Source organism: Serratia sp. BW106, from assembly GCF_002607755.1.
Classification (GTDB): domain Bacteria; phylum Pseudomonadota; class Gammaproteobacteria; order Enterobacterales; family Enterobacteriaceae; genus Serratia; species Serratia proteamaculans.
Genome location: NZ_MCGS01000007.1, coordinates 203,247 through 226,944, shown reverse-complemented (window position 1 = coordinate 226,944; position 23,698 = coordinate 203,247). Strand labels below are relative to the sequence as shown.

Genomic DNA, 23,698 nt, shown 5'->3' with positions numbered 1-23,698 from the left:
ATGTATACAAAGATTCTCGGTACGGGGAGTTATTTACCCGTACAAGTGCGCACCAACGCTGACCTGGAAAAAATGGTGGATACCTCTGACGAGTGGATCGTCTCTCGTACCGGTATCCGTGAACGCCGTATTGCCGCCGCGGATGAAACCGTTGCGACGATGGGCTTCCATGCTGCTGAAAAAGCGCTGGAAATGGCGGGTGTGGCTAAAGAAGACATCGGGCTGATCGTGGTGGCTACCACCACCTCGAGCCACGCATTCCCAAGTTCTGCCTGCCAGGTGCAGCAGTTGCTGGGTATTAAGGACTGTGCGGCATTCGATCTGGCTGCGGCCTGCGCCGGTTTCACCTATGCGTTGAGCGTCGCCGATCAGTATGTTAAAAACGGCGCGGTGAAGCATGCTCTGGTGATTGGTGCTGACGTATTGTCACGCACGCTGGATCCGGAAGATCGCGGCACTATCATTCTGTTTGGTGATGGTGCAGGCGCCGTGCTGTTGGGGGCTTCTGAAGAACCCGGCATCCTGTCGACCCATCTGCATGCCGATGGCAGCTACGGCGGTTTGTTGACCTTGCCGTTCAAAGATCGTCAGGATCAAGACAAACCGGCCTATGTCACCATGGCGGGTAATGAAGTCTTCAAGGTTGCGGTTACCGAACTGGCTCACATCGTTGATGAAACCTTGCAGGCCAACAATCTGGACCGCAGCTCGCTGGACTGGCTGGTGCCACACCAGGCCAATCTGCGTATTATCAGCGCGACGGCGAAAAAATTGGGTATGGGGCTGGAGAAAGTGGTAGTGACGCTCGATCGTCACGGTAACACTTCGGCCGCCTCGGTCCCCGCAGCGTTCGATGAAGCGGTGCGTGATGGACGAATTCAACGCGGCCAACTGGTGCTGCTGGAAGCCTTTGGCGGCGGCTTTACCTGGGGCTCGGCGCTGGTTCGTTTCTGATTAACAGGAAGAAAAAATGACGCAATTTGCTTTTGTTTTTCCAGGCCAGGGGTCACAGACTCTGGGCATGCTGGCCGATTTGGCCACTCAATATCCGATCGTTGAAGCGACCTTCAGCGAAGCCTCTTCCGTTCTGGGTTACGACCTGTGGCAACTGGTGCAGCAAGGGCCGGCGGAAGAGCTGAACAAAACCTGGCAGACGCAGCCGGCATTGCTGGCGGCTTCCGTAGCGATTTTCCGCGTCTGGCAGCAGCAGGGCGGTAAAGCGCCTGCAATCATGGCCGGCCATAGCCTGGGTGAATACTCGGCGCTGGTGTGTGCGGGCGTGCTGGATTTCCAGGCGGCAATCCGTCTGGTTGAGCTGCGCGGCAAACTGATGCAGGAAGCTGTGCCGGAAGGTACTGGCGCGATGTCCGCCATTATCGGCCTGAACAACGCGGCTATCGCCAAGGCTTGTGAAGAATCTGCCCAGGGGCAGGTTGTTTCGCCGGTGAACTTCAATTCACCAGGCCAGGTAGTGATCGCCGGCAATAAAGAAGCGGTTGAACGTGCAGGCGCGGCCTGTAAAGCCGCAGGTGCCAAGCGTGCGCTGCCGTTGCCGGTGAGCGTGCCTTCGCACTGCGCACTGATGAAACCGGCTGCAGACAAGCTGGCCATCGCGTTGCAGGAAATCACCTTCAGTGCGCCACAGGTGCCGGTGGTGAATAATGTCGACGTTCGCACCGAAACCGATCCAGAAGCGATCCGCAGTGCGCTGGTGCGTCAGTTGTACAGCCCGGTGCGTTGGACCGAGAGCGTAGAGTTTATGGCAGCACAGGGCGTTACGCTGCTGCTAGAGGTTGGTCCGGGTAAAGTTCTGACCGGTCTGACTAAACGTATTGTTGATACCCTGACGGCGGCGGCGCTTAATGACGCAGCCAGCCTGACAGCGGCGCTTGAACAATAAAGAGGAAAACAATGAGCTTCGAAGGTAAAGTTGTTCTGGTCACCGGCGCTAGCCGGGGTATTGGCCGGGCTATTGCAGAAACGTTTGTAGCACGTGGTGCTAAAGTTATCGGCACCGCCACCAGTGAAAGCGGCGCTGAGGCTATCAGCAGCTACCTGGGTGCAAGCGGCAAAGGGTTTGCGTTGAATGTGGTCGATGCTCAATCTATCGACAGCGTTCTGGCATCTATTCGTGCTGAATTTGGCGAAATCGACATTTTAGTGAATAATGCCGGTATTACGCGTGATAACCTCCTGATGCGTATGAAGGACGATGAGTGGCAGGATATCCTGAACACCAATCTGACTTCCGTATTCCGTCTGTCAAAAGCGGTAATGCGAGCTATGATGAAAAAGCGGTTTGGCCGTATCATCACCATCGGTTCTGTAGTCGGAACCATGGGGAACGCAGGGCAGGCTAATTACGCGGCGGCTAAAGCCGGTTTGATTGGTTTTAGTAAGTCTTTGGCACGTGAAGTTGCTTCGCGTGGCATTACGGTCAACGTCGTGGCACCTGGCTTTATTGAGACGGACATGACACGGGCGTTGACAGATGATCAGCGTGCAGGCATTTTGTCATCAGTTCCAGCCAATCGGCTGGGGGATGCTAAAGAAATCGCCAGCGCTGTTGCATTTTTAGCCTCTGATGAGGCTGGCTACATCACCGGTGAAACGTTGCATGTCAATGGCGGCATGTACATGATTTAAAAAATGCGAAAACTATTTGCGTTATTTGGGGTAAAAACCGCAGAATAGCGTAAAATCGTGGTTTGACCAGCCGGGATTTAGTTGCATCTTTTTCAACATTTTATACACTACGAAAACCATCGCGAAAGCGAGTTTTGATAGGAAATTTAAGAGTATGAGCACTATCGAAGAACGCGTTAAGAAAATCATTGTTGAGCAGTTGGGTGTTAAACAGGAAGAAGTTTTAAATAACGCTTCTTTCGTTGAAGATCTGGGTGCTGATTCTCTTGACACCGTTGAGCTGGTAATGGCTCTGGAAGAAGAGTTCGACACAGAGATTCCAGACGAAGAAGCTGAGAAAATCACTACTGTTCAGGCAGCTATTGATTTCATCAACGCCAGCCAGCAGTAAGAGAACATATCTAGGCGGTCACTCGACCGCCTAAGTTTTTTCTATCCCTAGTGTCATATTTTCCCTCCTTGGAGGACAAACGTGTCTAAGCGTCGAGTAGTTGTGACCGGACTGGGCATGTTGTCTCCTGTCGGCAATACGGTAGAGTCCACATGGACAGCTCTTCTTGCCGGTCAGAGTGGCATCAGCCTGATCGACCATTTCGATACCACAGCCTATGCGACCAAGTTTGCTGGCCTGGTAAAGGATTTTAATTCAGAGGATTTCATCTCACGCAAAGATGCGCGCAAGATGGACGCCTTCATCCAATACGGTATCGCGGCCGGCATGCAAGCTATGCAGGATGCGCAATTGGATATCACCGAGGCTAACGCCAGCCGCATTGGTGCCGCTATCGGCTCCGGTATTGGCGGCCTGGGTTTGATTGAAGAAAACCACAGTTCACTGGTTAACGGTGGCCCACGGAAAATCAGTCCGTTCTTTGTGCCGTCAACCATCGTTAACATGATTGCAGGCCACCTGACCATCATGTACGGCATGCGTGGCCCGAGCATTTCGATCGCCACCGCCTGTACTTCAGGTGTGCACAACATTGGCCATGCCGCGCGTATCATTGCTTACAATGATGCTGACGTCATGCTGGCCGGTGGGGCAGAGAAAGCCAGTACCCCGTTGGGTGTCGGCGGCTTTGGCGCAGCACGCGCATTGTCGACCCGTAACGAAAACCCGCAAGCGGCCAGCCGCCCATGGGACAAAGACCGTGACGGTTTTGTTCTGGGTGACGGTGCCGGCATGATGGTACTGGAAGAGTACGAGCACGCTAAAAAACGCGGCGCCAAGATTTATGCTGAAGTTGTCGGCTTTGGGATGAGCAGCGATGCTTATCACATGACGTCCCCTCCTGAGAATGGGGCGGGCGCAGCGCTGGCGATGGAAAATGCGTTGCGTGATGCCGGTGTGACTACGTCACAAATCGGTTATATCAATGCGCACGGCACCTCAACGCCGGCCGGTGACAAAGCCGAAACGCAGGCGGTGAAGTCGGTATTTGGCAGCGATGCGCAGCGCGTGATGGTCAGTTCGACCAAATCGATGACCGGCCACCTGTTGGGTGCTGCAGGCGCGATCGAATCGATCTTCACCGTATTGGCATTGCGTGACCAAGCCGTTCCGCCAACCATCAACCTCGATAATCCGGATGAAGGTTGCGATCTGGACTTTGTTCCGCACGAAGCGCGCCAGGTGAGTGATATGCAGTACACACTGTGTAACTCCTTCGGCTTCGGTGGTACCAACGGTTCACTGATCTTCCGCAAGGTGTAATACCTCAGTTGGCAGATGCTATAAAAGCCCGGTTTCTTAAACCGGGCTTTTTTTATGGCGTTGGCCCGTGACTCGGAAAGCTCTGCTTGCCGGTGTTATAGCCAAACGGCAAGCTGCTGCTAATGGCACCTGCGCCTGTTATTCTGTAGTGATACCAAAGCGGTCAGGGGGAGTCTATGTACTGGATTAATGGGTATCAGCATAATGCACTCGCGCCAAGCGATCGCGGTTTGCAGTTTGGCGACGGTTGTTTCACGACTGCCCGGGTGACCGAGGGTAAAATCGACCTGTTGCCCTGGCATATCGAGCGACTGCAGTTGGCGGCACAACGGCTGATGCTGCCAGCCTGTGACTGGAGCGCTTTGGAAGATGAAATGGTGCACGCGGCAGAATCTATCCCTCTGGGCGTGGTCAAAGCGATATTGACGCGCGGCAGCGGTGGCAGGGGTTACAGCCCGAAAGGCTGTGAGGCTCCTACCCGCATTGTCTCTCGCAGCAGCTACCCGATGCACTATCTGCCATGGCGTGAACAGGGCATCAGCCTGACGCTCAGTCCGGTAGCGCTGGGGCGTAATCCCCTGTTGGCTGGGCTGAAGCATTTGAACCGTTTGGAGCAGGTGTTGATCCGCACGCATCTTGACCAGACGGCCGCCGACGAGGCGCTGGTGCTTGACACTGCCGGTATGCTGGTGGAATGCTGTGCGGCTAATTTGTTCTGGCGTAAGGGAAAAGCGGTTTTTACGCCGGACTTGGGTCAGGCCGGGGTGGCCGGGGTGATGCGTCGTCGGGTGATTGAGCTGCTGACGGGCAGCGAATACTCGCTGCATTGCGTCAGTGAGCCGCTGGAGACGCTGGCCGATGCCGAAGAAGTGCTGGTGAGCAATGCGTTAATGCCGTTGCTGCCGGTCAATACTGCGCAATCATGGCGTTACCCTTCACGCCAACTGTATGATTTTTTGCGCCCACACTGTTAACGATGGCTGATTGATGAAGAAAAGAAAGCTGAAGTTCGTTTCTATTATTGTTGTTCTGGTATTGGGCCTGCTGTTTTGGGGTTACCAGAAGGTTGAACGCTTCGCGGATACGCCATTGGCGATCCAGCAGGAAGCCATTTTTAAACTGCCGGCAGGGACCGGACGAGTGGCGCTGGAAGGGTTGCTGGTACGCGACAAGCTGATCCGCAACGGTAAGTGGTTCCCATGGCTGCTGCGCCTGGAGCCGCAATTGGCGGAGTTTAAGGCCGGGACCTACCGCTTTACACCGGGCATGACGGTGCGTCAAATGCTTAAACTGTTGGCCAGCGGTAAAGAAGCCCAATTCAGCGCGCGGTTTATTGAAGGTTCCCGTCTGAGTGACTGGCTGATGGTGCTGCAACAGTCGAAATACCTCAAACATACGCTGGCCGGTAAAAGCGAGGCGGAAATCGCCGAAGCGCTGGGGCTGCCGGAAGGCACCAGCCCGGAAGGGCGCCTGTACCCTGATACCTATCTGTACACGGCAGGCATGAGCGATATGGCGCTGTTGAAACGAGCCCATCTGCGTATGATAAAAGCGCTTGAGAGCGCCTGGCAGGGCCGTGAGGCAGACCTGCCGTACAAGACGCCGGAACAGTTGCTGACCATGGCCTCGATCATTGAGAAAGAGACCGCAGTGCCGGAGGAGCGCACTAAAGTGGCGTCGGTATTCATTAACCGCCTGCGTATTGGCATGCGTTTGCAGACCGACCCGACGGTGATCTACGGCATGGGTGACAGTTATAATGGCAACATTACCCGCAAAGATTTGGAAACACCGACGCCGTACAACACTTATGTGATCAACGGTCTGCCGCCAACGCCGATTGCCATGCCGGGTCAGGCCTCGCTGGAAGCTGCTGCCAATCCGGCGAAAACGCCTTATTTGTACTTTGTTGCCGACGGCAAGGGTGGGCATCAATTTACCACTAACCTGGCCAGCCATAATCAGGCAGTGCGCGCCTATCGACAGGCGTTAAAGGAAAAGAATGAAAAGTAAATTCGTGGTTATCGAAGGGCTTGAAGGTGCGGGTAAAACTACCGCACGCGATACCGTGGTCAACGTACTACGCGAGCATGGCATCAACGATATTACTTTTACCCGTGAACCGGGTGGCACGCCGCTGGCAGAAAAACTGCGTGACCTGTTCAAGCGCGGCGTGGATGGCGAACTGCCGACCATCAAGGCCGAGGTGCTGATGCTGTATGCAGCCCGCGTACAGCTGGTGGAAACGGTGATCAAACCGGCATTGGAGCGCGGTGCCTGGGTAGTTGGCGATCGTCACGACTTGTCTTCTCAAGCCTATCAGGGTGGTGGCCGGGGTGTGGATCAACAACTGATGGCGTCGCTGCGTGACACGGTACTGGGAGATTTTCGGCCGAACCTGACGCTTTACCTGGATTTGCCGCCGTTAGTGGGCCTGCAGCGGGCTCGTGCGCGCGGCGAACTGGATCGCATCGAGCAAGAGGCACTGCCATTCTTTGAACGCACCCGCGCGCGTTACCTGGAGTTGGCGGCACAGGATGACTCTATCGTCACCGTTGACGCTTCTCAATCGCTGGAGCAGGTGACGGCGGCGATCCGCCGTAGCGTCAGCCAATGGCTGCAGCAGCAGGAAGGCGTGTAATGAACTGGTATCCGTGGCTGAACACCCCTTATCGGCAATTGGTCGGACAATATGCGACCGGTCGCGGTCATCACGCACTGCTGTTGCATGCCGCTGCGGGCAATGGTGAGGATGCGCTGGCCTATGGGCTGAGTCGCTGGCTGATCTGCCAGCGCCGCAACGGTGAGAAAAGCTGCGGTGAATGTCATAGCTGTCGATTGATGCTGGCGGGTAACCATCCGGATTATCACGTGCTGACGCCGGAAAAAGGCAAAAGCAGCCTGGGGGTGGAACCCATTCGTCAGGTGATTGAAATCCTTTATACGCATGCGCAGCAGGGCGGCGCCAAGGTGATTTGGCTGCCACAGGCGGAGTTGCTGACCGAGGCCGCCGCCAACGCTTTGTTGAAAACGCTGGAAGAACCGCCAGAAAAAACTTTTTTCCTGTTGAGTTGCCGTGAGCCTTCACGTTTGTTGGCGACGCTGCGTAGCCGTTGTTTATATTGGCACCTTGCCAGCCCGGATGAGCAGCTCAGCCTGCAATGGTTGAACCGTCAAACGCCGGGTAATCAGGTTGATCTCCTGACGGCCTTGCGCCTGCACGATGGTGCCCCGCTGGCTGCTGAACAGTTGCTGCAGCCAGAACGTTGGCAGCAGCGCAGCGCGCTGTGCAGCGCCCTGAGTGCCGCATTGCCGCAGCATGACATGCTGTCCTTGTTGCCGGTGTTGAATCACGAAGACGTTGCTGAACGGCTACACTGGTTATGCGCGTTATTGATGGACGCCATGAAGTGGCAACAGGGGGCCGCCAGCTTTGTGTTGAATCAGGATCAGCAGCCGCTGGTGCACCAACTGGCCAGTCGCCTGAGCAGCACTTCGCTGCAGCAAGGGTTGCAGCAATGGCTTCATTGCCGTCATCAGTTGCTGAGCGTCGTCGGCGTTAACCGTGAACTGCTGCTGACCGAACAGTTACTTGGCTGGGAGCAGATGCTCGGCGCTACCGGCTATTCCCACCCTCATTCGCTGTAAAAGAGTTAAATATTATGTTGTTAGTAGATTCTCATTGTCACCTTGACGGCCTGGATTACCAAACGCTGCACCAAAACGTGGATGATGCCCTGGCGAAGGCCAAGGCGCGCGATGTGGGTTACGTGTTGGCGGTTGCTACCACCTTGCCGGGCTATCAGGCGATGACCCAGCTGATTGGCTCTCGCGACGACGTGGCGTTCTCCTGTGGGGTACATCCACTCAATCTGGAAGGAGGTTACGATTACGCTGAGCTGCGCCGTCTGGCGGCGGCAGAGCAGGTAGTGGCACTGGGTGAAACCGGGCTGGATTACTTCTATCAGAAAGATAATCTCGAACTGCAACAAGCGTCGTTTCGTGAACATATCCGTATCGGTCGTGATCTGAACAAACCGGTGATCGTGCATACCCGCGATGCGCGTGAAGACACGCTGGCGATCCTGCGTGAAGAAAATGCCCAGGACTGCGGCGGTGTGTTGCATTGTTTTACTGAGGATTGTGCTACTGCGGAGGCCTTGCTGGATCTGGGGTTCTACATTTCCTTCTCCGGCATTTTGACCTTCCGCAATGCAGATCAACTGCGTGAGGTAGCGCGCTACGTGCCGCTGGATCGTATTTTGGTGGAAACCGACTCGCCGTATCTGGCTCCGGTGCCGCATCGCGGTAAAGAAAACCAACCTGCCTATGTGCGCGATGTGGCTGAATACATGGCGGTATTGAAGGGCGTGAGCCTGGAAACGCTGGCCGAAACCACCACCGCCAACTTTTCACGCTTATTTCACATCGAACTCTGATCTTTGGCCTAGGCTATAGCTGGGGTTAACGAAATCTGAATTTTTTTTAAGCTCGTAATTAATCGCCGAAACGGGTAATGTTCCCACCCGTTTTCGGGCGAGCTACGGGCGTTTTTTGCTCATTTTTAACAAAAAATAAGCGATATAAGAAAAATACCCGGTTTTGTTCATCGAAACGTGACTGTCATCAAACATTGCGCAGCCTATTTATTTTACTCTGCGTAATAATTCAAGGGGTGCTCAGACACCCTGAATTGCAGGGGTTTTTTCTCCCCCCCTTGCAACGCGAAGAATCGCGAAAAGTAGCAAAGCACTATTACTCAGGAGCACACTCAACTATGTTCAAGAACGCATTTGCAAACCTGCAAAAAGTAGGTAAGTCGCTAATGCTGCCGGTATCCGTATTGCCTATCGCAGGTATCCTGCTGGGCGTCGGTTCCGCCAACTTTAGCTGGCTACCTGCGGTAGTCTCACACGTGATGGCGGAAGCCGGCGGTTCCGTTTTCGCCAACATGCCGCTGATTTTTGCCATCGGTGTTGCCCTGGGCTTCACCAATAACGACGGTGTCTCCGCGTTAGCCGCAGTAGTGGCTTACGGCATCATGGTGAAAACCATGGCGGTGGTTGCGCCGCTGGTGCTGCACCTGCCGGCTGAAGAGATTGCGGCCAAACACCTGGCGGATACCGGTGTGCTCGGGGGGATTATCTCCGGCTCCATCGCTGCCTATATGTTTAACCGCTTCTTCCGCATTCAATTGCCGGAATATCTGGGCTTCTTTGCCGGTAAGCGTTTTGTGCCGATTATTTCCGGCCTGGCGGCAATCGTTCTGGGCGTAGTACTGTCCTTCATCTGGCCTCCAATCGGTACGGCTATCCAGACCTTCTCCCAGTGGGCGGCTTATCAGAACCCGGTAGTGGCGTTTGGTATCTACGGCGTGGTTGAACGTGCGCTGGTGCCGTTCGGTCTGCACCATATCTGGAACGTGCCGTTCCAAATGCAGATTGGTGAATACACCAACGCAGCGGGTCAGGTGTTCCACGGCGATATTCCACGTTATATGGCGGGTGACCCAACTGCGGGTAAACTGTCCGGTGGCTTCCTGTTTAAAATGTACGGTCTGCCTGCTGCTGCGATTGCCATCTGGCACTCAGCCAAGCCGGAAAACCGCGCAAAAGTCGGCGGTATCATGATTTCCGCTGCGCTGACCTCGTTCCTGACCGGTATCACCGAACCGATCGAGTTCTCCTTCATGTTCGTTGCGCCGATCCTGTACGCAATCCATGCCATCCTGGCTGGCCTGGCGTTCCCGATCTGTATCCTGTTGGGGATGCGTGACGGCACCAGCTTCTCACACGGTCTGATCGACTTTATCGTTCTGAGCGGCAACAGCAGCAAAATCTGGCTGTTCCCAATCGTCGGTATCATCTACGGTCTGGTGTACTACACTATCTTCCGCGTGCTGATTGCCAAGCTGGATCTGAAAACCCCAGGTCGTGAAGACACGATCTCTGAGCAAGTTGCACAGGGTGGTTCTGAAATGTCTGCGGCGCTGGTACAGGCTTTCGGCGGTAAAGACAACATCACCAACCTGGATGCCTGCATCACCCGTCTGCGCGTTAGCGTGGCGGACGTGAGCAAGGTTGACCAGGCTGGCTTGAAAAAACTGGGTGCTGCCGGCGTAGTCGTCGCAGGCTCGGGTGTTCAGGCTATTTTTGGTACCAAATCTGACAACCTGAAAACGGATATGGACGAATACATCCGTAATCATTAATTCAGGTAGGGGAGTTTCAAAGGGAGGCGAAAGCCTCCCTTTTTTATTTGTTTTTACATTGATTTATAAGTGTTTTTTTGTTTTAAGTGTCCACATTTAGACCCAGAGTAAACGATAAAGTACAACTGCCCATATCTGCGGGCAGCCTGATTAGCCAAAGATCAATGAGGTTTGTCCGCTGCTTTTGGGGTGGGGTTGGACGGGGTCAACGGTTTGCGGTTGGGAAATCATGCGGGTAAAGGTTTCGTGACTCACGAATGTGCCCCCACAATTGATGTTGGTGCACTGGTTGTAACGTTCTTTGGTGGTTGAGGTGATATAGCTTGATGATCGGGTGTGTGCGGCCTGGCCGCAAAGTGGACAATGCATCATGGCGGGATCCTCCGAGATGCCCTGACTATGGTCAGTGTTGCTAATAATTATCCACAATTATTGCTGTTTTGCATTACTCCATTTCCAAATCGTCAATCTTGACCTCCAAATCGAGGGCGGTGGTAAAACCGCTGTTGTTCAATGAATGCGTCACTTTAACCAACGTCCAGTTGGCCTCATCAATCACCTTTTTGAAACCTGAAACCGTGACCGGCGCTTCCGGGTATATGTCGGCGCGTCCGTGCGCAAGCTGAATAGAGAAGGTGGCAACACCACGCTGAATACGTTCCCAATTCGCTTTTGCCGCTCGCTGCGCATTAAATTTCGAAGCGTAGGTGTGACGCAGTACCAACACGTTTTCATCACTGCCGATCAGGTATTCCCCCTGTTTTTCATCGGCAACGGCAGGTTTCTTAACCCGACGGCGTTTAACCTTCACCTGTTCGCTTTTTGCCGTGCGGGTATTGAGCCAGTTGGCCACCACGCCGGTATAGGCTCCCCGGTCGGTTAGCGTGAATTGATGACTATCACCTGACTGACGGTTAATAACGATTGCCGGGATCGGTTTTCCTCCCGCGGTCATATTTTGTCCCTGTTTGAAAAACAGCAGATTGCCATTTTTTATGGCTGCCACCGCGCCATTTTCTTTTGCCAGGCGGGTGATAAAACTGCCGTCCGACTCGGTGGTTTGGTCGATATGCCCGATCTGAATGTCTGCCACATTCTTGTTGATGACTGCGGCCAACTTATTACGGCTGGCAATGGTTCTGACAATAACCCCAATGGTTTTTTTATGGTAAGAGGCATCACGCTGTACGTTCAAGGTTTGCCGGAAATCGGCACTGCGGGCGGTTATGGTCAAAACGTCAGGCGCGCCGGCATGCCCAATTTCATCAACGATAAACGTCCCTTTATCGATCACCCCGGTATCTTTCCAGCCAAGTGCAACAGCCAGGCTGACGCCACGGCGGGGCAGCTTCAAATTGCCTTCGCTATCGTCAAGCTCAATATTGATCTGGTCAGCCTCAAAACCCCGGTTATCCGTTAGCGTCAGGCTGATTAATTTTTCCTTCACCTTTCCGGTGATATCAACGCCCTCAATGTTAAGTGAGTACGCCGGGGTATTATCGCCGCCGAGTTTGTCCAACGTATCGATCAGGCTCATGACAGGAACCCGCCGACGGTATCGGAAATTTGCCCGGCCAGGTCTTCAAATTGCTGAGATAAATCGCCGAACATGTCTTTTAACCCTTCATCCGTGCGCTTAAGCGTGATGGTGAATTCAATGCGGCGGGCGGAGCCATCAGCAAAGAATAGGGTTTTGGTGCGGCTCAGGCTTTCAATCACAAACATGCCATGTATTGCGCCGCTCCCCTCAATCAACGACCAGGCTTTGCCGGTCTCGGCCATTAATTGGATAGCCATCAGGGAAACACGGCCCCCGGTTAATGCCGGCAGCAAAACACCGCTCAACGTGATGGTTTCATCATCCGGCCCCAGGAACTGGCTTTGTGGGCGAAGCCCGACGCGGCTATTGGTCGGATGCCGCCAGGCCATCTGGTGTTGAAACTCCTGGTATGGAACGGTTTGCAGCATGAACACGAACATGCCTAATGCCATCATCATAATGATCGTCCTCACTCGATATCGTTAAAACTGCTGTTCGCTCTGGATCTTGCCTGCCGTTCCCGTGCATCCAGTTGCCGCGCCACTTCCCGTGCAATGTCCTGTGGGGTGTGGTGGGCTTGAGCGATAATCTGAATAGGGGCGTGAATGTCGATGTAAGTAGCGCCGCCCTGGTGATGTGATGTCGTGGCCCCTCGCGGGTACTGGCTCCCCGGCAGGCTGTAGGGATGCAAAGGTGCATCCGATGCGGTAGCGGGGCCGCCCATAAATAACGCGGCCACTGCCGCCATGGCGGCGGTATTCTTGCGACTGGTGACATTAGCCGGCCCGTTGACAATTTCCGGGCCATATTCGCCCACCACGCCAAATTTCCCCAGGGGGATCCTGCCGCCGCTGTCGTGCTCGCCGGTGTAACGCCGGCGTATTGCCGCTACTGAGTTGCCTTGCGGGCCAGGCGTCAATACCACACCAGCCCGGCGGGCTGCATCTGCCACGCCAGGGTTTGTCTGCGCTAAGATGCGCGTTTTTTCTGACTTGGTTTTAACTTCATCCAGTTTGCCCAGCACCCATTTAATTGATTCTATGAGTAGTTTCAGCGGGGTAAGGGCTAAATCAATGCCGGCCGCCAGAAACTCACCGAACTTTTTCCCCGCTGATGCCGCGCTATCCAAATCTTTTTTGGTCGACTTTACCGGCGTTAGAAGATCGGTAAACCAACCCCACAACGCTTTAACTTTGTCACCAATCCAGGTGAATACCGGCATTAGTGGTGCGAAAGCGTCTTTAATGGGGGCTGCCGCAGTTTTAAACCCATCAACCACGCCGCCCAGGAAAGCTTTGATGGGTTTCCAATATTTGTAAATCAGCAGGCCTGCGCCGACGACAGCGGCAGTGATCAGCCCAAGCGGGCTAACCAAAATGCCGAACATGCTCCCCAGTCCGCCCAGGGCAAAACGAAGGAAGCGCAGTGGGGATTTGGCCAGCCAGGCAAACACGCGGCCAATCCCCTTTATCCCTTTGGTTGCCGTCTGTAGCGGCGATGATGCAAAAGACACGACAGCGCGCCCAGCGCCGCCAAGAAGCTGTTTGGAAAAGGTCAGCGCATTTTTACCCGCATCCAGAAGTTTTTTGCTAAAGCCAACAACCTGTTTTTTAGTGATCGGGGTGGTGCTGGCGAATTTCAGCATGCTGAGTGACAGGTTGGGCAGCAGTCGGATCCCGAGCTTGCGCGTACTGAATCGGAGCAGAGCGAACGGCCCCAGCAGGCCGACAACGGCAATGGCCAGAGTACCGAAAACGGTGGTTAAAATGGCAGCGGCTACGCCAATTTTGACGATGGCGGCGCTGACTTTCGGATGCTCTTTCAGGAATTCCGCGACACCGTGTAAAAAGTTGCTGATGCCTTTTGCTGTTTTACGCAGCCAGGCGTCATTTTTTTCAAATAATTCAACGCTGATGTTTTCCAGAGCGGCATGTAACATCGTCATGTCGCCCTTCATGTTATCCAGCATGGTACTGGAAACCCGCTGGGCCTCCCCGTCATACTCACCCGGCGCGCCACGCATCTGTTGCAGCTTGCCGTCCGACGCTGCCCGCATCAGTTCACCAAATCCGGTGACCGCATACATGCCGGCAATGTCTTTAAAAATCTTGCCGCGATCGACGTTGCCCATTTTTGATGTTTTTTTGTCGATATCCTGGAGAATATCGACCAAATCACGCATGTTGCCGTCTTTATCTTTAGTTGTTACGCCCAGCTTTTTCACCGTGGCGCTGTTACCGATACGGCTCAGAATGGCACGCATCGCTGTACCCGCTTGGCTCCCCTGAATACCGGCATTACCCATAATGGCCGTGGCGGCGGATACGGTTTCCAGACTTTGCCCGTATTCGCGACCCACACCGGCGGAATATTTCAGTGATTCGCCCAGCATGGGAATATCCACGTTATTACGGGTAAACAGGGCGGTTAGCACGTCGGCCACCCTGTCCATTTTTTCCGCAGGGATCCCCATGGCCGTTTGGATGTTTGACGCAATATCTGCCGTGGTACCAAGGTCGATGTCACCGGCAGCGGCCAGATTCAACATCCCCGGCATCGCTTTGATAACTTGCTGGGGTGAATAACCGGTTCTGCCAAGGAAATATTGCCCCTCGGCCACCTGGAGATCGGTGAATTTTGACGATAGCGGCAAGGTTCGCGCCTGGTGTCGCAAAGACTGCATTTGCGGATCGGCTTTGGTTGGGATGCGGGTCACTGCCTGGGTTTTACTCATCATCGCATCGAAGTCATAGCCCACATGCAGGGCGTCAACCAATCCACGGCCCATGGCGCGCCCGGTGGCCATTGACGTATAACCCACCCCGGCGGCCATCACTTTGCGCTGATTGCTTTCATCAAACTGATGCCGCGCGGCATTAAGCCGCTTTTGTTGCCGGGCCTGTTGGTCTAATCGTTTCTGTTGCGCGGACAATGCGCCCGTTACCCCGGTGATGTTAGACCGCAGTGAACGCTGAGCCTCACCCAATCGATTTGTCGCTACGCCGCTGTTTTGCAGGGCGGTGCGCTGGTTTTGCAGTGAAAGACGCAGATCTGCGAATTTCTGTTGAAGTTTGGCCGCTTCTTCCCTGGCTTTCTGAAATTGGCGGGCCTGCTTGGCGGTCGGGCCGTCCGTGGATTTCAATGCTACAGCCAGAGCGCGCGCTTTTTCACGGGCCGCGCTTAGTGCTTGTGCGGCGGCGGCAACCTGAGTCTTTGTCTTGCGGAAACCGTCAATTTTTCCGGTCTGAGTATCAAGCTGTTTTAACTGGTCTTTTGTGGCTTTAACCGACGCGGCCAGCGCTTTATTGCTGGCCTGCATGGATTTGAACGGGCGGGTGATCTTATCGACCGCACTCAGTAAAACCTGCAACCGGAGGTTTTTGTCACTCATCACTTGCCCCGCTGCGGATAATGGCTTTGTGCCGCCATTCCAACAGTTCAGCCAGCGGCATCAGGTCGGTAACGGCTGGCGACCAGTGAAAGACGGCGGCAATGTCCGCCGTCAGGTCTTCAACGGTTAGCTTTTCAGGAAATCGGATCTGACCGAACTCGGTAAGAAAAAAAGTGCCAGCGCTTGAGACAACTGATACAGGTCTGCCGGATCCAGACTGGAGACTTCGTTAGCCGTCAGGGCTGGAGAAGTGATACGCGGCAACACGGCGATCAGTGAATTGACGTCGGTTTCAATCAGCTCCTGCAAACGGGTACCACGCAGCGCGCCGGCATTTGGCTTGTTCACGGTCACTTCGGTGATCTGAGTGGTGCCGCGCAGGACAGGAACGTCCAGGATCACCGGTTTGTTCAGCAGTTCGGTAACGGCATCGCCCCGGCTATCATCAATTTCAGTGTTTGCAGTTTTATCGCTTTTCATTGTTTAACCTTAAATTTGTCTGGTTTGCTGGCCCTAAGAGCAGGGCCATGGAACATCAATGCAAGTAAGCAGGGTGGTTACAGACCGATAGCGCGGCGGTGTTCTGCCAGGCGATCGACGCCATCCACGATTTCGATCATGTTCACCACGTCGATTTCAAGCAGGACAGCGCCGTCCATCGTCAGCTTGTAATAGGTATTTTTGGCGCTGAGTTTGGTTTGCGTGTTGTCGCCCTGTTTGTAGTTGCCGAAGTCAAACTCTGAAAAACGACCACGCATGACCACTTCCACGGCGACAATCTCGCCGGTGTCATCGCGCTGGAAAGAGCCGACAAAACGCAGCAGTACGCCATCAACCTTGGCGATCCCCCACTGCTTATAAAGCTGGGCCTCAATACCGCCGAGGGTGATTTCTGCGTCCAGCGCACTATCATCGATCCCCAGATCAACGCCGGCGCTGCCGTTCATGCCGCCGCCGCGATACTGCTCAAGCTTTCGCGTCAGCTTCGGCAGAGTGATTTCCTCAACGACGCCCTGATAGTTGTTGGCGTCGTTGAACAAGTTCAGGAATTTCAGTTTGCGTGGTAAGGCCATCGCGTCCCCCTTAGCTGTTCACGTTCTGAGTAAAATTCATCAGATATTGGTCGGTGATACGCTGGCGCAGCAGCAGATTCTCAAGCGGTGGCACGGGCGTGTAGTTGCAGTCCAGGATCAACTTGCCCGCCTTCAGCGTGTCTTTATCGTTGACCGCCTCATCCATCCAGCAATCACCGTCGATAATGTATCCACCGGTTTTCAACTCGCGGAATTTGGCTTTGATGCCTTCGATAATGTCTTTGGCAAGGGAAGGGTGCAGCGGCTGATCAACGGCCCACATTTGCGCTTCGGCCAAGGTGTCAGCCAATACCTGCGCAGTGCGGGTGTAGTTTTCAAACTGGAACAGCGGATCGTCCGAGCAGGTGCGGGAACCCCAGAAACGGAATCCGTCTTTGCGGATTAATGTAGTGACGTCGTTTTGGTTCAGCAGATTGGCGTCGGTGGCCGTATCCTGCAAATCCCAATACACATCGGCACTGATGCCGGTCACGCCATTGATGCCGACGTTTGACAAGGTTTTGTGCCAACCGGTTTGCTCATCAATTTTTGCACGCAGGCCTAATGCGCGGGCCGTAGCGTAGGCGGTTGCTGATGCATTAGTCACGCTATCCCAGCTCAGGAAGTCCGGCCAGATCAGCATGGCTTCGCGTTGGCTGAAATTTTTACGGTAATCGATGGCTTCGGCAACGGTTTTACAGCCGTAGGCGCTCAGGTATGCGAAACCACGAAGGCTTTGCGCGATAGCCAGCAATTCGGTCGCTACGGCCTCATTATCATGACCGGGTACGCCCAGAATGCGGGGTTTTACCCCAAGTTGGCTTTGCGCGGCCAACAGGGCTTTCATGCCGGTTTTTTTGCCCTCGGTGGTCACGCCGCCGATGATGTTGGTGGTGGTTTCTGCTTCGGTGTCGCCTTGGGCAACACGCACGACTACAGTCACGGGTTTTGCCTGGTCTGAGATCGCATCGAGTGAGCGGGCCAGGGTACCGGATTCGCCGGCTTTACCGCTGGCGGTCAATACGTCGGTGAGCAATACGGGCGTGTTTAACGGGAATGTTTTCGCGTCGGCATCATCACCGGTACAGACCAGCCCAACAATGGCCGTGCTGACGGTGGTGATGGTGCGGGTGCCTTCATTGATTTCCTGCACGCGCACGCCGTGGTGATAGTCTTGAGCCATTAGGTGGATCTCCTGTAACGGTGTTCCCCTATGGTGTCTGCGGCGAGCGGCTAATGCATGTGGTGGGCTTTGTGTGGGTGATGGTACAAGGTGCGCGTGATCAATAAGGCAGTGAAGGAAACATTGGAGGGCAGCACGATCGTTTTAGCCGATCAATTTCGACGCATTGATCTACACAATCAATTGGACGGATTTTAATCAGGTGGGTTACTGTCACTGGACAAGACGCGGCAACATCAGGGAAAGACCGCGCAACAGAGAACAGCCCGTAACATGCGTTACGGGCTATTTTTTAGGCGTCCGGCGACTGCGGCCACGCCACATCAGGCGCGGTTGTCGTATCCACACGATTCAACAGTACGCTGTAGGTTTCCCACGCGGTAAGCGCCGCTTTTTCTGCCTCCGTTGCCATATTCAGTCTGATGGCCGTCTCCAGTGGCGCGATTGCGCTCTCCGCCTTTTGCTGACGTAACATCAGCTCTTGCTGCGCCGCATCAACTGTCGCTTGCTGTTGCTCACGGGTATCAGTTACCCATTTTTTACCGTTCCACTTATCAAACGGCGTTGCTGGCACTTCCAGCGTCACATCGCGCGGTAAATCACCGATGACAGCCACAGTCTGCGGTTCGCCGGTCACTGTGCTGTAAACTGTCTGCCCACGGTAATCAGGCAGCGTCTCCCACGCAGTCCCGTCAACGCTGCGCACCAGCGCCAATCCGGCTTTACTCGGCAATACCGGCTTATCCACGAAACTCAACGCAGGCAGGCCTACGCCCTCCGGGAGATACTCCAATACGGCTTGCTGATACTCACGCTGTACCGGCTCAATGCTGTAAACCGTCAGCCAGCCAGCCGTCACGGCCAGACCGGCATCATTCAGGGTTGCAGTGGGTAAATCTGTGCTGTATTTGCTCATTATTCGGCTCTCACGATGTAGTTAAATGCGATGTTGCGCGGACGGATATACCATTTGTTACGAGGCCCATTATTGCCGGTGTCAGGTAAGTGGGTGACTGCACCAAGCACCCCCGAATTAAACTCACCCTCCCCGTTACCCAGCATAATGCTGGTAGTCGTGGGGTTATTTTCAATGTTGGGTTGTATCCATGTTGCGGCCTGCGGCGTCATCACGGCTCGCCCGCTATCCACCCCACGCCCATCATCCCAGCCTCGCAGGAATTCACCGCGAAGGTCAGGCAGACGGCCATTTGAGTAGGCTTGTGCCAGTAATGGGTACTGTGCTTTGTCAAATGCCGCCCCGTTACATTTCAGCCAGCCCGTCGGCGCGGTGCCAAGCGGCCAGGGTTGCGGCATGCCTACAGGGAAATCTTTACGGCTAAGCGCCCCGACATCATCAGCGGTGGGCTTGCGCGATTCAGAATAAAACTCAATCCAATTGCTCCAGCCGCTGCCCGTCCACGTGCGCCGCCAGACCCTACCGCCCGTGCTACCTGATTGACCGTAACCGATAGCCTCTTGAACCGTACGGTAACCTGTAACCCCCGTACCTGATTGCCACGTCCTCACCTGCAAGAAAATAGTTCCGGTATCGCCATTAATGGGTCCATTAGTGGGATTGGTCACAACGCTATCCCCTTGCGTCAAGACCGTATTTAAATCCGTCCCCATCGTCGCCTTAACCGCCGGGGAAATACCGTATTCAGCAAGCCCGATATTCTCCTGCGCGGCCAACTGTGCATTGCGCCCGGCGACGCGGATCTCACTCAGGTTATTTGCCGTTGATAATCGGGTGTTCGCATTATCATTCGCCGCCTTCACCGCTTTAGGGGTTGCCGCCCGCACCTCACTGTTACTGTCAGTGGCGCTATTGAGTTGCACAAAGCCCTTTTCCGTTAAAGTGGCGTCGGGGTGATTGCGTGATTTTTCGTGCTGGCCGATTTGTTCATCAACATACTGCCGCGTTGCCAGCACGACGGACGGGTCAATCTTAAGCGTCACCGCCTCGGTGCTGGAGACAATCAGCACCATGCGAATGGTTTGCGTGCGGCCACTGCCTTCCTGCAACTGCGGCTTGTAGGTCTCCGGGCAATTGGCAACCGCAATCAGCGTGCCGTCAGCAGAAAACAGACCGATTTCTCTAATCCACCAACCGCCCTCATTTTCCGGGATGAGTTGCTCGGCGATAATCTGGCTGTCATTACCGGGGTCAATGGCCAGCAAATTGATGGCCGCGCGACGCTTTTCCCCCTTAAGGGCCGTTTGCGCTGGGTCAGGCGTTGGCAGGACGCCGCCACCGTCCCCGACAGCGATATGCGTCATATCAACTCGGGTGCCGAGTGCGGCCGCATTCGCCAGTTTCGCCGCGCCCTGATTGGTCAGAATGGCAAAGAATTTTGCTGTCATGCGTTTACTCTCAGGTTATCGATAAGATGAATTGCCGCACCGCAATAACCGGTGCCGCCGACAGAAATGGTTTCGGGTAAATAGGGATAAACGGTCAGTGCATCGCCGCTGTAACTGGCTGTCCCCACATGGCCAGCGCCAGCGCTGGAGAGACTAATCGCAAGGCCGACAAGATGCCGACTGGCCGGTTTGGCGTCCGCTATCATGCGCTCCAGCTCCCGATACATCTCATCGGTGATGCCGGTTTCCAGTACGCCGACAACCAGCCGAAACGTGCCGGGGGTCTCATTGAGCTGCCACCACTCGCGCACCTCAATCAGATAACCCAGCGGCTCAACGACGCGCCGCAGTGCGCTGATGGTGCCTTTATGCCGGTGAACAAAATGCGCGCTCTCGACAACGCTGCGTTTTGTCGCCTCCGGCCAGTGCTCATCCCATCGGTCGACAGAAAATGCCCACGCCAGATACGGCAACAGATTGAGCGGGCAGGTTTGCGGGTTCCAGAGCTGTCGCAGCGGTACCGGCACCCGTGCAAATTCAGCGCAGGCCGTGGCTGCTGCCACTTCTAACGGTGACGACCCAACCGGCAGCAAGCGACCATCACTCATCGGATCCCCCAACAGTCAGTTGGTAGCGTGAACAGCTTGATGCCTGCGTCTCGTCTAAAACGATATCGGCCGCCGGGCTTTTCAGCTCCACCCGCTGCACCCCTTCCACATGCAGCGCGGCATAGATGGCCGACAGACGGATATCCCGACCGAGGCGATGCTGCGTGCTGATATAGGCCTTGAGCCTTTGCTCCGATGCTTGTCGAACAGGCTCGGCCTCCGGCCCCGGAAACAGGTAGAGCACAGCCTCAATCACATAGGGAACAATCGTCGCCGACTGTACGGTCACCCGGTCAGCCACCGGCCGCACATCCTCGGCATTGAGTGCCGCCGCAACAATCGCAATCAGCTCCGGGCTGGCTGTGCCGTCACCCTCGCGGGACAACACCGACACCGTGACGCTCGCCGGTGTTGGGCTGGTGACCGACACGTCGGCGACGCGGCCGTCAGCACTGCGACCATGGAATTGATACGCGCCGACCGACCCGGCCACGCTCAACCCTTCAAAGGCCTGCTGGATACGCACCCGGAAATCGCTGTCACTTTCCATGACGGCGGCCACAGGGGGCAATGTGCTGTCGTCGGCCGGGGTAATCACCAGTCGGGCAACGTTATAATTGCCGCCGAGCTGGTCGAGGTCACTGCCTGCGGCATACCCCAGCATGACCGCCTGCGCTGCCTCATTAACCCGCTGGCGTAGCAATACCTCCCGATACGCATTCTCCTGCAGCAACTTAACGATAGGTTCCGACTCAAATTGCAGCGTTCGCCTGATGCTCTCTTGCTTATCTTCGGGGAACAGGGAGATAAACCAGGCTTTTCGCTCAGAAAATATCGACTCGAAATCAAGCGGTTCAATTACGCTTGGTGCCGGTAGCAGGCTCAAATCAATAGTGGCCATTATTGCCCCCTGACCGGTAAGGAAAACTGGATGCGACCGTCGGTATCCGTCCGGTTGCCGACCAAATCAACCACCATTTCGCCGTCAACGCTGGAAGCGAGATTGATCGCAGTGAGTGAAATGCGGGTTTCCCAGCGCAGGACCGCGCCATAAATGGCGGCCATCATCTGGAGTTTCAGCGCGGGGTTTTGTGGCTGGTCAATCAGGGTCGATAGCTGCGAACCGTAGTCACGACGCATGACACGACTACCGACGGGCGTGATCAAGATATCGCTGACCGACTGGCGGATGTGTTCGATCTCACTGATAGCCTTACCGTCATTTCGGTTCATGCCGAGATACATCATGATGCTGGCCCCCCGGTGTTACCGCCGCCGTTCTGCACGTTGCCGTGATAATGGATGTGGATGATCACACCGTTGGAATTAAAGCTGCCGCCGGTGTGGGTGATATTTCCGTACATTTCGCCGCCGTATTTGAGCAACAGTGAACCGGCAATCAATTTATTGGTGCATTCCACCACTGGCGCATCCAGGGTGATCATCTGGCTGGCCGTCACTATCACGACGTTGGCGGTGGCGCTGACTTTTTCAGATGCCTGAATATTGGCCTGTTTCATGCCCTTTGCCGTCAGCGTGCTGTTTTCAGGTTCGTACTCAATGACCGCGCCGTCGGGGAAATCCAGACGAACAGCATCGGGTGAAGCCGAGGCGGCGGGATACTGATCCGAAAAGACTCCCGGCAGTACAAAGCCCGTGGTCAGTTCACCGAAGATGCTCAGCACAATTACCTGTTCGCCAACCGACGGGGCAGACCAAAAGCGCACGCGCCCGGCACGCAGCGTCAACCAGTTCAGCCAGTCGGTCTCATTTTTCCCGATCTTCACGCGGCACAGGCCTTTGGCCGTGTCCACTTCGGATACGGTGCCAATGCGCACAATGTTAGCCAGGAGGCGTTTTAGTTCGGCGATGGATGCTTTCATGCTGCCAGTGTGCCGCGTGCGGGCGCGTGGGGCATTTTGTGTGCTTTGTGCCAGCGATGGCACAAGGCGGCGTGGTCAGTAAGGCGGGGGATTATTTGGCGATGTGTGTCAGTGCCAGATCCTTAATCCATTCAAGGTCGGCATCGGTGAAGCCCAGCAACTGTCGGCGTGCATAGCGCACCGTCGGGCCGTCGGGGCTGACCTTATCCCGCAGGCCGTAATGGTGGACGGCGGATAAATTGGTTACGCCAGCGGCAAACGTCACGGCGGCTTCATCGGTGTTGGATTCGGTTTTCATAAAGCGCGCGGTGCGCAGTCGGGTAAACATCTTGCGGCGGATACGTCCGTGCTTGTCCTGCCGCTTGTTTTTGCGCGGTATGTACGGTGAACCGTCCGGGTTTTTCTGTTCCTGGATGTGCTTTTGCTGGCGCTGGCGCAGTTCTTTGGCCACCTGGCGGGTAAATACCTGGCGGGACTGCGGGGAAAGCTGCTGTAGCAATACAGACAGCGTTTCATCTAGTTCCTGAAAATCGCTTAAGCTGCCCACTCTGTCACCTTGCGGCCATTCATCCAGATCTCAAAGCTGCTGAGATTACTCGGTGGCAATGGCTCATCCACATGCCTGACGTTCAGCTTGCCGTTGTCCTCGCTGACGATCACCCGTTCGGTCAGTTTCAGATCAATGCTGATATCCCGCACGGCATTGTTCAGGAAATCGGCTTCAAAGGTGAAGCCATCCCCGCGTTTATCCGGGTTGGCCATGATGTCCGGCTGATGGGTACGCAACCAATGCAGAATAGGGACGATCAGCAGATTGGCGTCATCGGCGTAGCTGGTCACGATAAGGTTAAGCGTGTACTGATATTCAAAAGACAGCGATGGTGCCAGGGTGGAATAAATCACCCCTTTATCGATAAAAATGTGCAGGCAGTCAGGATTTTGCTTCACATAGCTTACGGAACCGCTCAGGGCCGCGCGAAGTGAGTCCGGTTTTAACATGATGCCTCCTACGGTTGCGCCAGGCAGACGTTGCGGATGTAGTCTTGCAGGCCGGCTATTTGGCTGTTAGCGGTTTCGATTCGGCT

Annotated in this window: 27 protein-coding genes; 11 read left to right on the top strand and 16 right to left on the bottom strand. The window is 55.0% G+C overall.

The window, feature by feature from the left end:
* The 11 genes from BEI65_RS05895 to ptsG all read left to right on the top strand — a co-directional run bounded on the left by BEI65_RS05895 (position 1) and on the right by ptsG (position 10,571).
* On the top strand, positions 1 to 954 hold the full coding sequence (locus BEI65_RS05895; RefSeq protein WP_085116235.1) for a beta-ketoacyl-ACP synthase III: 954 nt from the start codon (positions 1 to 3) through the stop codon (positions 952 to 954).
* 16 nt (positions 955 to 970) lie between these two features.
* Positions 971 to 1,900, top strand: coding sequence for an ACP S-malonyltransferase (fabD, locus tag BEI65_RS05890; RefSeq protein ID WP_099062535.1), 930 nt, complete (start codon positions 971 to 973; stop codon positions 1,898 to 1,900).
* Between the two features lie 11 nt (positions 1,901 to 1,911).
* Positions 1,912 to 2,646: a 3-oxoacyl-ACP reductase FabG gene (gene fabG / locus BEI65_RS05885; RefSeq protein ID WP_012006331.1), complete on the top strand. Its 735-nt coding sequence runs from the start codon at positions 1,912 to 1,914 to the stop codon at positions 2,644 to 2,646.
* A 154-nt stretch (positions 2,647 to 2,800) separates the two neighbouring features.
* Positions 2,801 to 3,037, top strand: a complete 237-nt coding sequence (acpP, locus tag BEI65_RS05880; RefSeq protein ID WP_004719003.1) for an acyl carrier protein — start codon at positions 2,801 to 2,803, stop codon at positions 3,035 to 3,037.
* Between the two features lie 81 nt (positions 3,038 to 3,118).
* Entirely contained in the window at positions 3,119 to 4,360 is a 1,242-nt protein-coding gene (gene fabF, locus BEI65_RS05875) for a beta-ketoacyl-ACP synthase II (RefSeq protein ID WP_099062534.1), read from the top strand.
* Positions 4,361 to 4,536: 176 nt separating this feature from the next.
* Positions 4,537 to 5,334: an aminodeoxychorismate lyase gene (gene pabC / locus BEI65_RS05870; protein ID WP_099062533.1), complete on the top strand. Its 798-nt coding sequence runs from the start codon at positions 4,537 to 4,539 to the stop codon at positions 5,332 to 5,334.
* Positions 5,335 to 5,347: 13 nt separating this feature from the next.
* Complete coding sequence (gene mltG, locus BEI65_RS05865) at positions 5,348 to 6,373, top strand: endolytic transglycosylase MltG (protein ID WP_099062532.1); 1,026 nt, start codon at positions 5,348 to 5,350, stop codon at positions 6,371 to 6,373.
* On the top strand, positions 6,363 to 7,001 hold the full coding sequence (gene tmk / locus BEI65_RS05860) for a dTMP kinase (protein WP_099062531.1): 639 nt from the start codon (positions 6,363 to 6,365) through the stop codon (positions 6,999 to 7,001). Before mltG ends, tmk begins: the two co-directional genes overlap by 11 nt.
* The gene (gene holB, locus BEI65_RS05855) at positions 7,001 to 8,008 is read left to right on the top strand and encodes a DNA polymerase III subunit delta' (RefSeq protein ID WP_085116242.1); all 1,008 of its coding nucleotides are present in this window, start codon (positions 7,001 to 7,003) and stop codon (positions 8,006 to 8,008) included. Before tmk ends, holB begins: the two co-directional genes overlap by 1 nt.
* Positions 8,009 to 8,022: 14 nt before the next feature.
* Positions 8,023 to 8,799: a metal-dependent hydrolase gene (locus BEI65_RS05850; protein WP_099062530.1), complete on the top strand. Its 777-nt coding sequence runs from the start codon at positions 8,023 to 8,025 to the stop codon at positions 8,797 to 8,799.
* Positions 8,800 to 9,137: 338 nt separating this feature from the next.
* Positions 9,138 to 10,571 carry a PTS glucose transporter subunit IIBC gene (ptsG, locus tag BEI65_RS05845; protein ID WP_099062529.1) on the top strand — a complete coding sequence of 478 codons (1,434 nt, stop codon included), beginning with the start codon at positions 9,138 to 9,140 and terminating at the stop codon, positions 10,569 to 10,571.
* Positions 10,572 to 10,721: 150 nt separating this feature from the next.
* Here ptsG and BEI65_RS05840 read toward each other — a convergent pair whose 3' ends face one another.
* The 16 genes from BEI65_RS05840 to BEI65_RS05765 form a co-directional block, all read right to left on the bottom strand.
* Positions 10,722 to 10,943 carry an ogr/Delta-like zinc finger family protein gene (locus tag BEI65_RS05840; RefSeq protein WP_006322501.1) on the bottom strand — a complete coding sequence of 74 codons (222 nt, stop codon included), beginning with the start codon at positions 10,941 to 10,943 and terminating at the stop codon, positions 10,722 to 10,724.
* A gap of 73 nt (positions 10,944 to 11,016) precedes the next feature.
* A complete protein-coding gene (locus BEI65_RS05835; protein WP_099062528.1) occupies positions 11,017 to 12,108 on the bottom strand; it encodes a phage late control D family protein in 1,092 nt (363 codons plus the stop codon).
* The gene (locus BEI65_RS05830; protein ID WP_099062527.1) at positions 12,105 to 12,569 is read right to left on the bottom strand and encodes a phage tail protein; all 465 of its coding nucleotides are present in this window, start codon (positions 12,567 to 12,569) and stop codon (positions 12,105 to 12,107) included. The genes BEI65_RS05835 and BEI65_RS05830 overlap by 4 nt, the downstream gene beginning before the upstream one ends.
* Positions 12,570 to 12,580: 11 nt before the next feature.
* Positions 12,581 to 15,502 carry a phage tail tape measure protein gene (locus BEI65_RS05825; RefSeq protein ID WP_099062526.1) on the bottom strand — a complete coding sequence of 974 codons (2,922 nt, stop codon included), beginning with the start codon at positions 15,500 to 15,502 and terminating at the stop codon, positions 12,581 to 12,583.
* On the bottom strand, positions 15,495 to 15,617 hold the full coding sequence (locus tag BEI65_RS05820; protein WP_099062549.1) for a GpE family phage tail protein: 123 nt from the start codon (positions 15,615 to 15,617) through the stop codon (positions 15,495 to 15,497). The genes BEI65_RS05825 and BEI65_RS05820 overlap by 8 nt, the downstream gene beginning before the upstream one ends.
* 11 nt (positions 15,618 to 15,628) lie before the next feature.
* A complete protein-coding gene (locus BEI65_RS05815) occupies positions 15,629 to 15,982 on the bottom strand; it encodes a phage tail assembly protein (protein WP_232518994.1) in 354 nt (117 codons plus the stop codon).
* A 77-nt stretch (positions 15,983 to 16,059) separates the two neighbouring features.
* Positions 16,060 to 16,575: a phage major tail tube protein gene (locus BEI65_RS05810; protein ID WP_099062525.1), complete on the bottom strand. Its 516-nt coding sequence runs from the start codon at positions 16,573 to 16,575 to the stop codon at positions 16,060 to 16,062.
* A 10-nt stretch (positions 16,576 to 16,585) separates the two neighbouring features.
* Positions 16,586 to 17,758 carry a phage tail sheath protein gene (locus BEI65_RS05805; protein WP_099062524.1) on the bottom strand — a complete coding sequence of 391 codons (1,173 nt, stop codon included), beginning with the start codon at positions 17,756 to 17,758 and terminating at the stop codon, positions 16,586 to 16,588.
* Positions 17,759 to 18,050: 292 nt separating this feature from the next.
* Entirely contained in the window at positions 18,051 to 18,674 is a 624-nt protein-coding gene (locus BEI65_RS05800; protein ID WP_099062523.1) for a tail fiber assembly protein, read from the bottom strand.
* Entirely contained in the window at positions 18,674 to 20,122 is a 1,449-nt protein-coding gene (locus BEI65_RS05795) for a phage tail protein (RefSeq protein ID WP_099062522.1), read from the bottom strand. Before BEI65_RS05795 ends, BEI65_RS05800 begins: the two co-directional genes overlap by 1 nt.
* Entirely contained in the window at positions 20,119 to 20,730 is a 612-nt protein-coding gene (locus tag BEI65_RS05790) for a phage tail protein I (RefSeq protein ID WP_099062521.1), read from the bottom strand. Before BEI65_RS05790 ends, BEI65_RS05795 begins: the two co-directional genes overlap by 4 nt.
* The gene (locus tag BEI65_RS05785; RefSeq protein ID WP_099062520.1) at positions 20,723 to 21,631 is read right to left on the bottom strand and encodes a baseplate J/gp47 family protein; all 909 of its coding nucleotides are present in this window, start codon (positions 21,629 to 21,631) and stop codon (positions 20,723 to 20,725) included. The genes BEI65_RS05790 and BEI65_RS05785 overlap by 8 nt, the downstream gene beginning before the upstream one ends.
* Complete coding sequence (locus tag BEI65_RS05780; RefSeq protein WP_369804748.1) at positions 21,631 to 21,963, bottom strand: GPW/gp25 family protein; 333 nt, start codon at positions 21,961 to 21,963, stop codon at positions 21,631 to 21,633. The genes BEI65_RS05785 and BEI65_RS05780 overlap by 1 nt, the downstream gene beginning before the upstream one ends.
* Before the next feature lie 11 nt (positions 21,964 to 21,974).
* A complete protein-coding gene (locus BEI65_RS05775; RefSeq protein ID WP_099062518.1) occupies positions 21,975 to 22,613 on the bottom strand; it encodes a phage baseplate assembly protein V in 639 nt (212 codons plus the stop codon).
* Positions 22,614 to 22,704: 91 nt separating this feature from the next.
* Entirely contained in the window at positions 22,705 to 23,160 is a 456-nt protein-coding gene (locus BEI65_RS05770) for a phage virion morphogenesis protein (RefSeq protein WP_099062517.1), read from the bottom strand.
* Positions 23,148 to 23,612, bottom strand: coding sequence for a phage tail protein (locus BEI65_RS05765; protein ID WP_099062516.1), 465 nt, complete (start codon positions 23,610 to 23,612; stop codon positions 23,148 to 23,150). Before BEI65_RS05765 ends, BEI65_RS05770 begins: the two co-directional genes overlap by 13 nt.
* Positions 23,613 to 23,698: the final 86 nt, after the last annotated feature.

What these genes read in the sequence shown, in the direction of transcription:
- BEI65_RS05790 (WP_099062521.1), bottom strand. Translation starts at nt 20,730, where the DNA reads ATGAGTGATGGTCGCTTGCTGCCGGTTGGGTCGTCACCGTTAGAAGTG.
- BEI65_RS05795 (WP_099062522.1), bottom strand. Translation starts at nt 20,122, where the DNA reads ATGACAGCAAAATTCTTTGCCATTCTGACCAATCAGGGCGCGGCGAAA.
- BEI65_RS05850 (WP_099062530.1), top strand. Translation starts at nt 8,023, where the DNA reads ATGTTGTTAGTAGATTCTCATTGTCACCTTGACGGCCTGGATTACCAA.
- BEI65_RS05785 (WP_099062520.1), bottom strand. Translation starts at nt 21,631, where the DNA reads ATGGCCACTATTGATTTGAGCCTGCTACCGGCACCAAGCGTAATTGAA.
- fabD (WP_099062535.1), top strand. Translation starts at nt 971, where the DNA reads ATGACGCAATTTGCTTTTGTTTTTCCAGGCCAGGGGTCACAGACTCTG.
- BEI65_RS05835 (WP_099062528.1), bottom strand. Translation starts at nt 12,108, where the DNA reads ATGAGCCTGATCGATACGTTGGACAAACTCGGCGGCGATAATACCCCG.
- BEI65_RS05765 (WP_099062516.1), bottom strand. Translation starts at nt 23,612, where the DNA reads ATGTTAAAACCGGACTCACTTCGCGCGGCCCTGAGCGGTTCCGTAAGC.
- pabC (WP_099062533.1), top strand. Translation starts at nt 4,537, where the DNA reads ATGTACTGGATTAATGGGTATCAGCATAATGCACTCGCGCCAAGCGAT.
- BEI65_RS05830 (WP_099062527.1), bottom strand. Translation starts at nt 12,569, where the DNA reads ATGATGATGGCATTAGGCATGTTCGTGTTCATGCTGCAAACCGTTCCA.
- BEI65_RS05805 (WP_099062524.1), bottom strand. Translation starts at nt 17,758, where the DNA reads ATGGCTCAAGACTATCACCACGGCGTGCGCGTGCAGGAAATCAATGAA.
- BEI65_RS05810 (WP_099062525.1), bottom strand. Translation starts at nt 16,575, where the DNA reads ATGGCCTTACCACGCAAACTGAAATTCCTGAACTTGTTCAACGACGCC.
- tmk (WP_099062531.1), top strand. Translation starts at nt 6,363, where the DNA reads ATGAAAAGTAAATTCGTGGTTATCGAAGGGCTTGAAGGTGCGGGTAAA.
- ptsG (WP_099062529.1), top strand. Translation starts at nt 9,138, where the DNA reads ATGTTCAAGAACGCATTTGCAAACCTGCAAAAAGTAGGTAAGTCGCTA.
- mltG (WP_099062532.1), top strand. Translation starts at nt 5,348, where the DNA reads ATGAAGAAAAGAAAGCTGAAGTTCGTTTCTATTATTGTTGTTCTGGTA.
- BEI65_RS05780 (WP_369804748.1), bottom strand. Translation starts at nt 21,963, where the DNA reads ATGAACCGAAATGACGGTAAGGCTATCAGTGAGATCGAACACATCCGC.
- fabG (WP_012006331.1), top strand. Translation starts at nt 1,912, where the DNA reads ATGAGCTTCGAAGGTAAAGTTGTTCTGGTCACCGGCGCTAGCCGGGGT.
- holB (WP_085116242.1), top strand. Translation starts at nt 7,001, where the DNA reads ATGAACTGGTATCCGTGGCTGAACACCCCTTATCGGCAATTGGTCGGA.
- BEI65_RS05895 (WP_085116235.1), top strand. Translation starts at nt 1, where the DNA reads ATGTATACAAAGATTCTCGGTACGGGGAGTTATTTACCCGTACAAGTG.
- acpP (WP_004719003.1), top strand. Translation starts at nt 2,801, where the DNA reads ATGAGCACTATCGAAGAACGCGTTAAGAAAATCATTGTTGAGCAGTTG.
- BEI65_RS05815 (WP_232518994.1), bottom strand. Translation starts at nt 15,982, where the DNA reads ATGAAAAGCGATAAAACTGCAAACACTGAAATTGATGATAGCCGGGGC.
- BEI65_RS05840 (WP_006322501.1), bottom strand. Translation starts at nt 10,943, where the DNA reads ATGATGCATTGTCCACTTTGCGGCCAGGCCGCACACACCCGATCATCA.
- BEI65_RS05775 (WP_099062518.1), bottom strand. Translation starts at nt 22,613, where the DNA reads ATGAAAGCATCCATCGCCGAACTAAAACGCCTCCTGGCTAACATTGTG.
- BEI65_RS05825 (WP_099062526.1), bottom strand. Translation starts at nt 15,502, where the DNA reads ATGAGTGACAAAAACCTCCGGTTGCAGGTTTTACTGAGTGCGGTCGAT.
- BEI65_RS05800 (WP_099062523.1), bottom strand. Translation starts at nt 18,674, where the DNA reads ATGAGCAAATACAGCACAGATTTACCCACTGCAACCCTGAATGATGCC.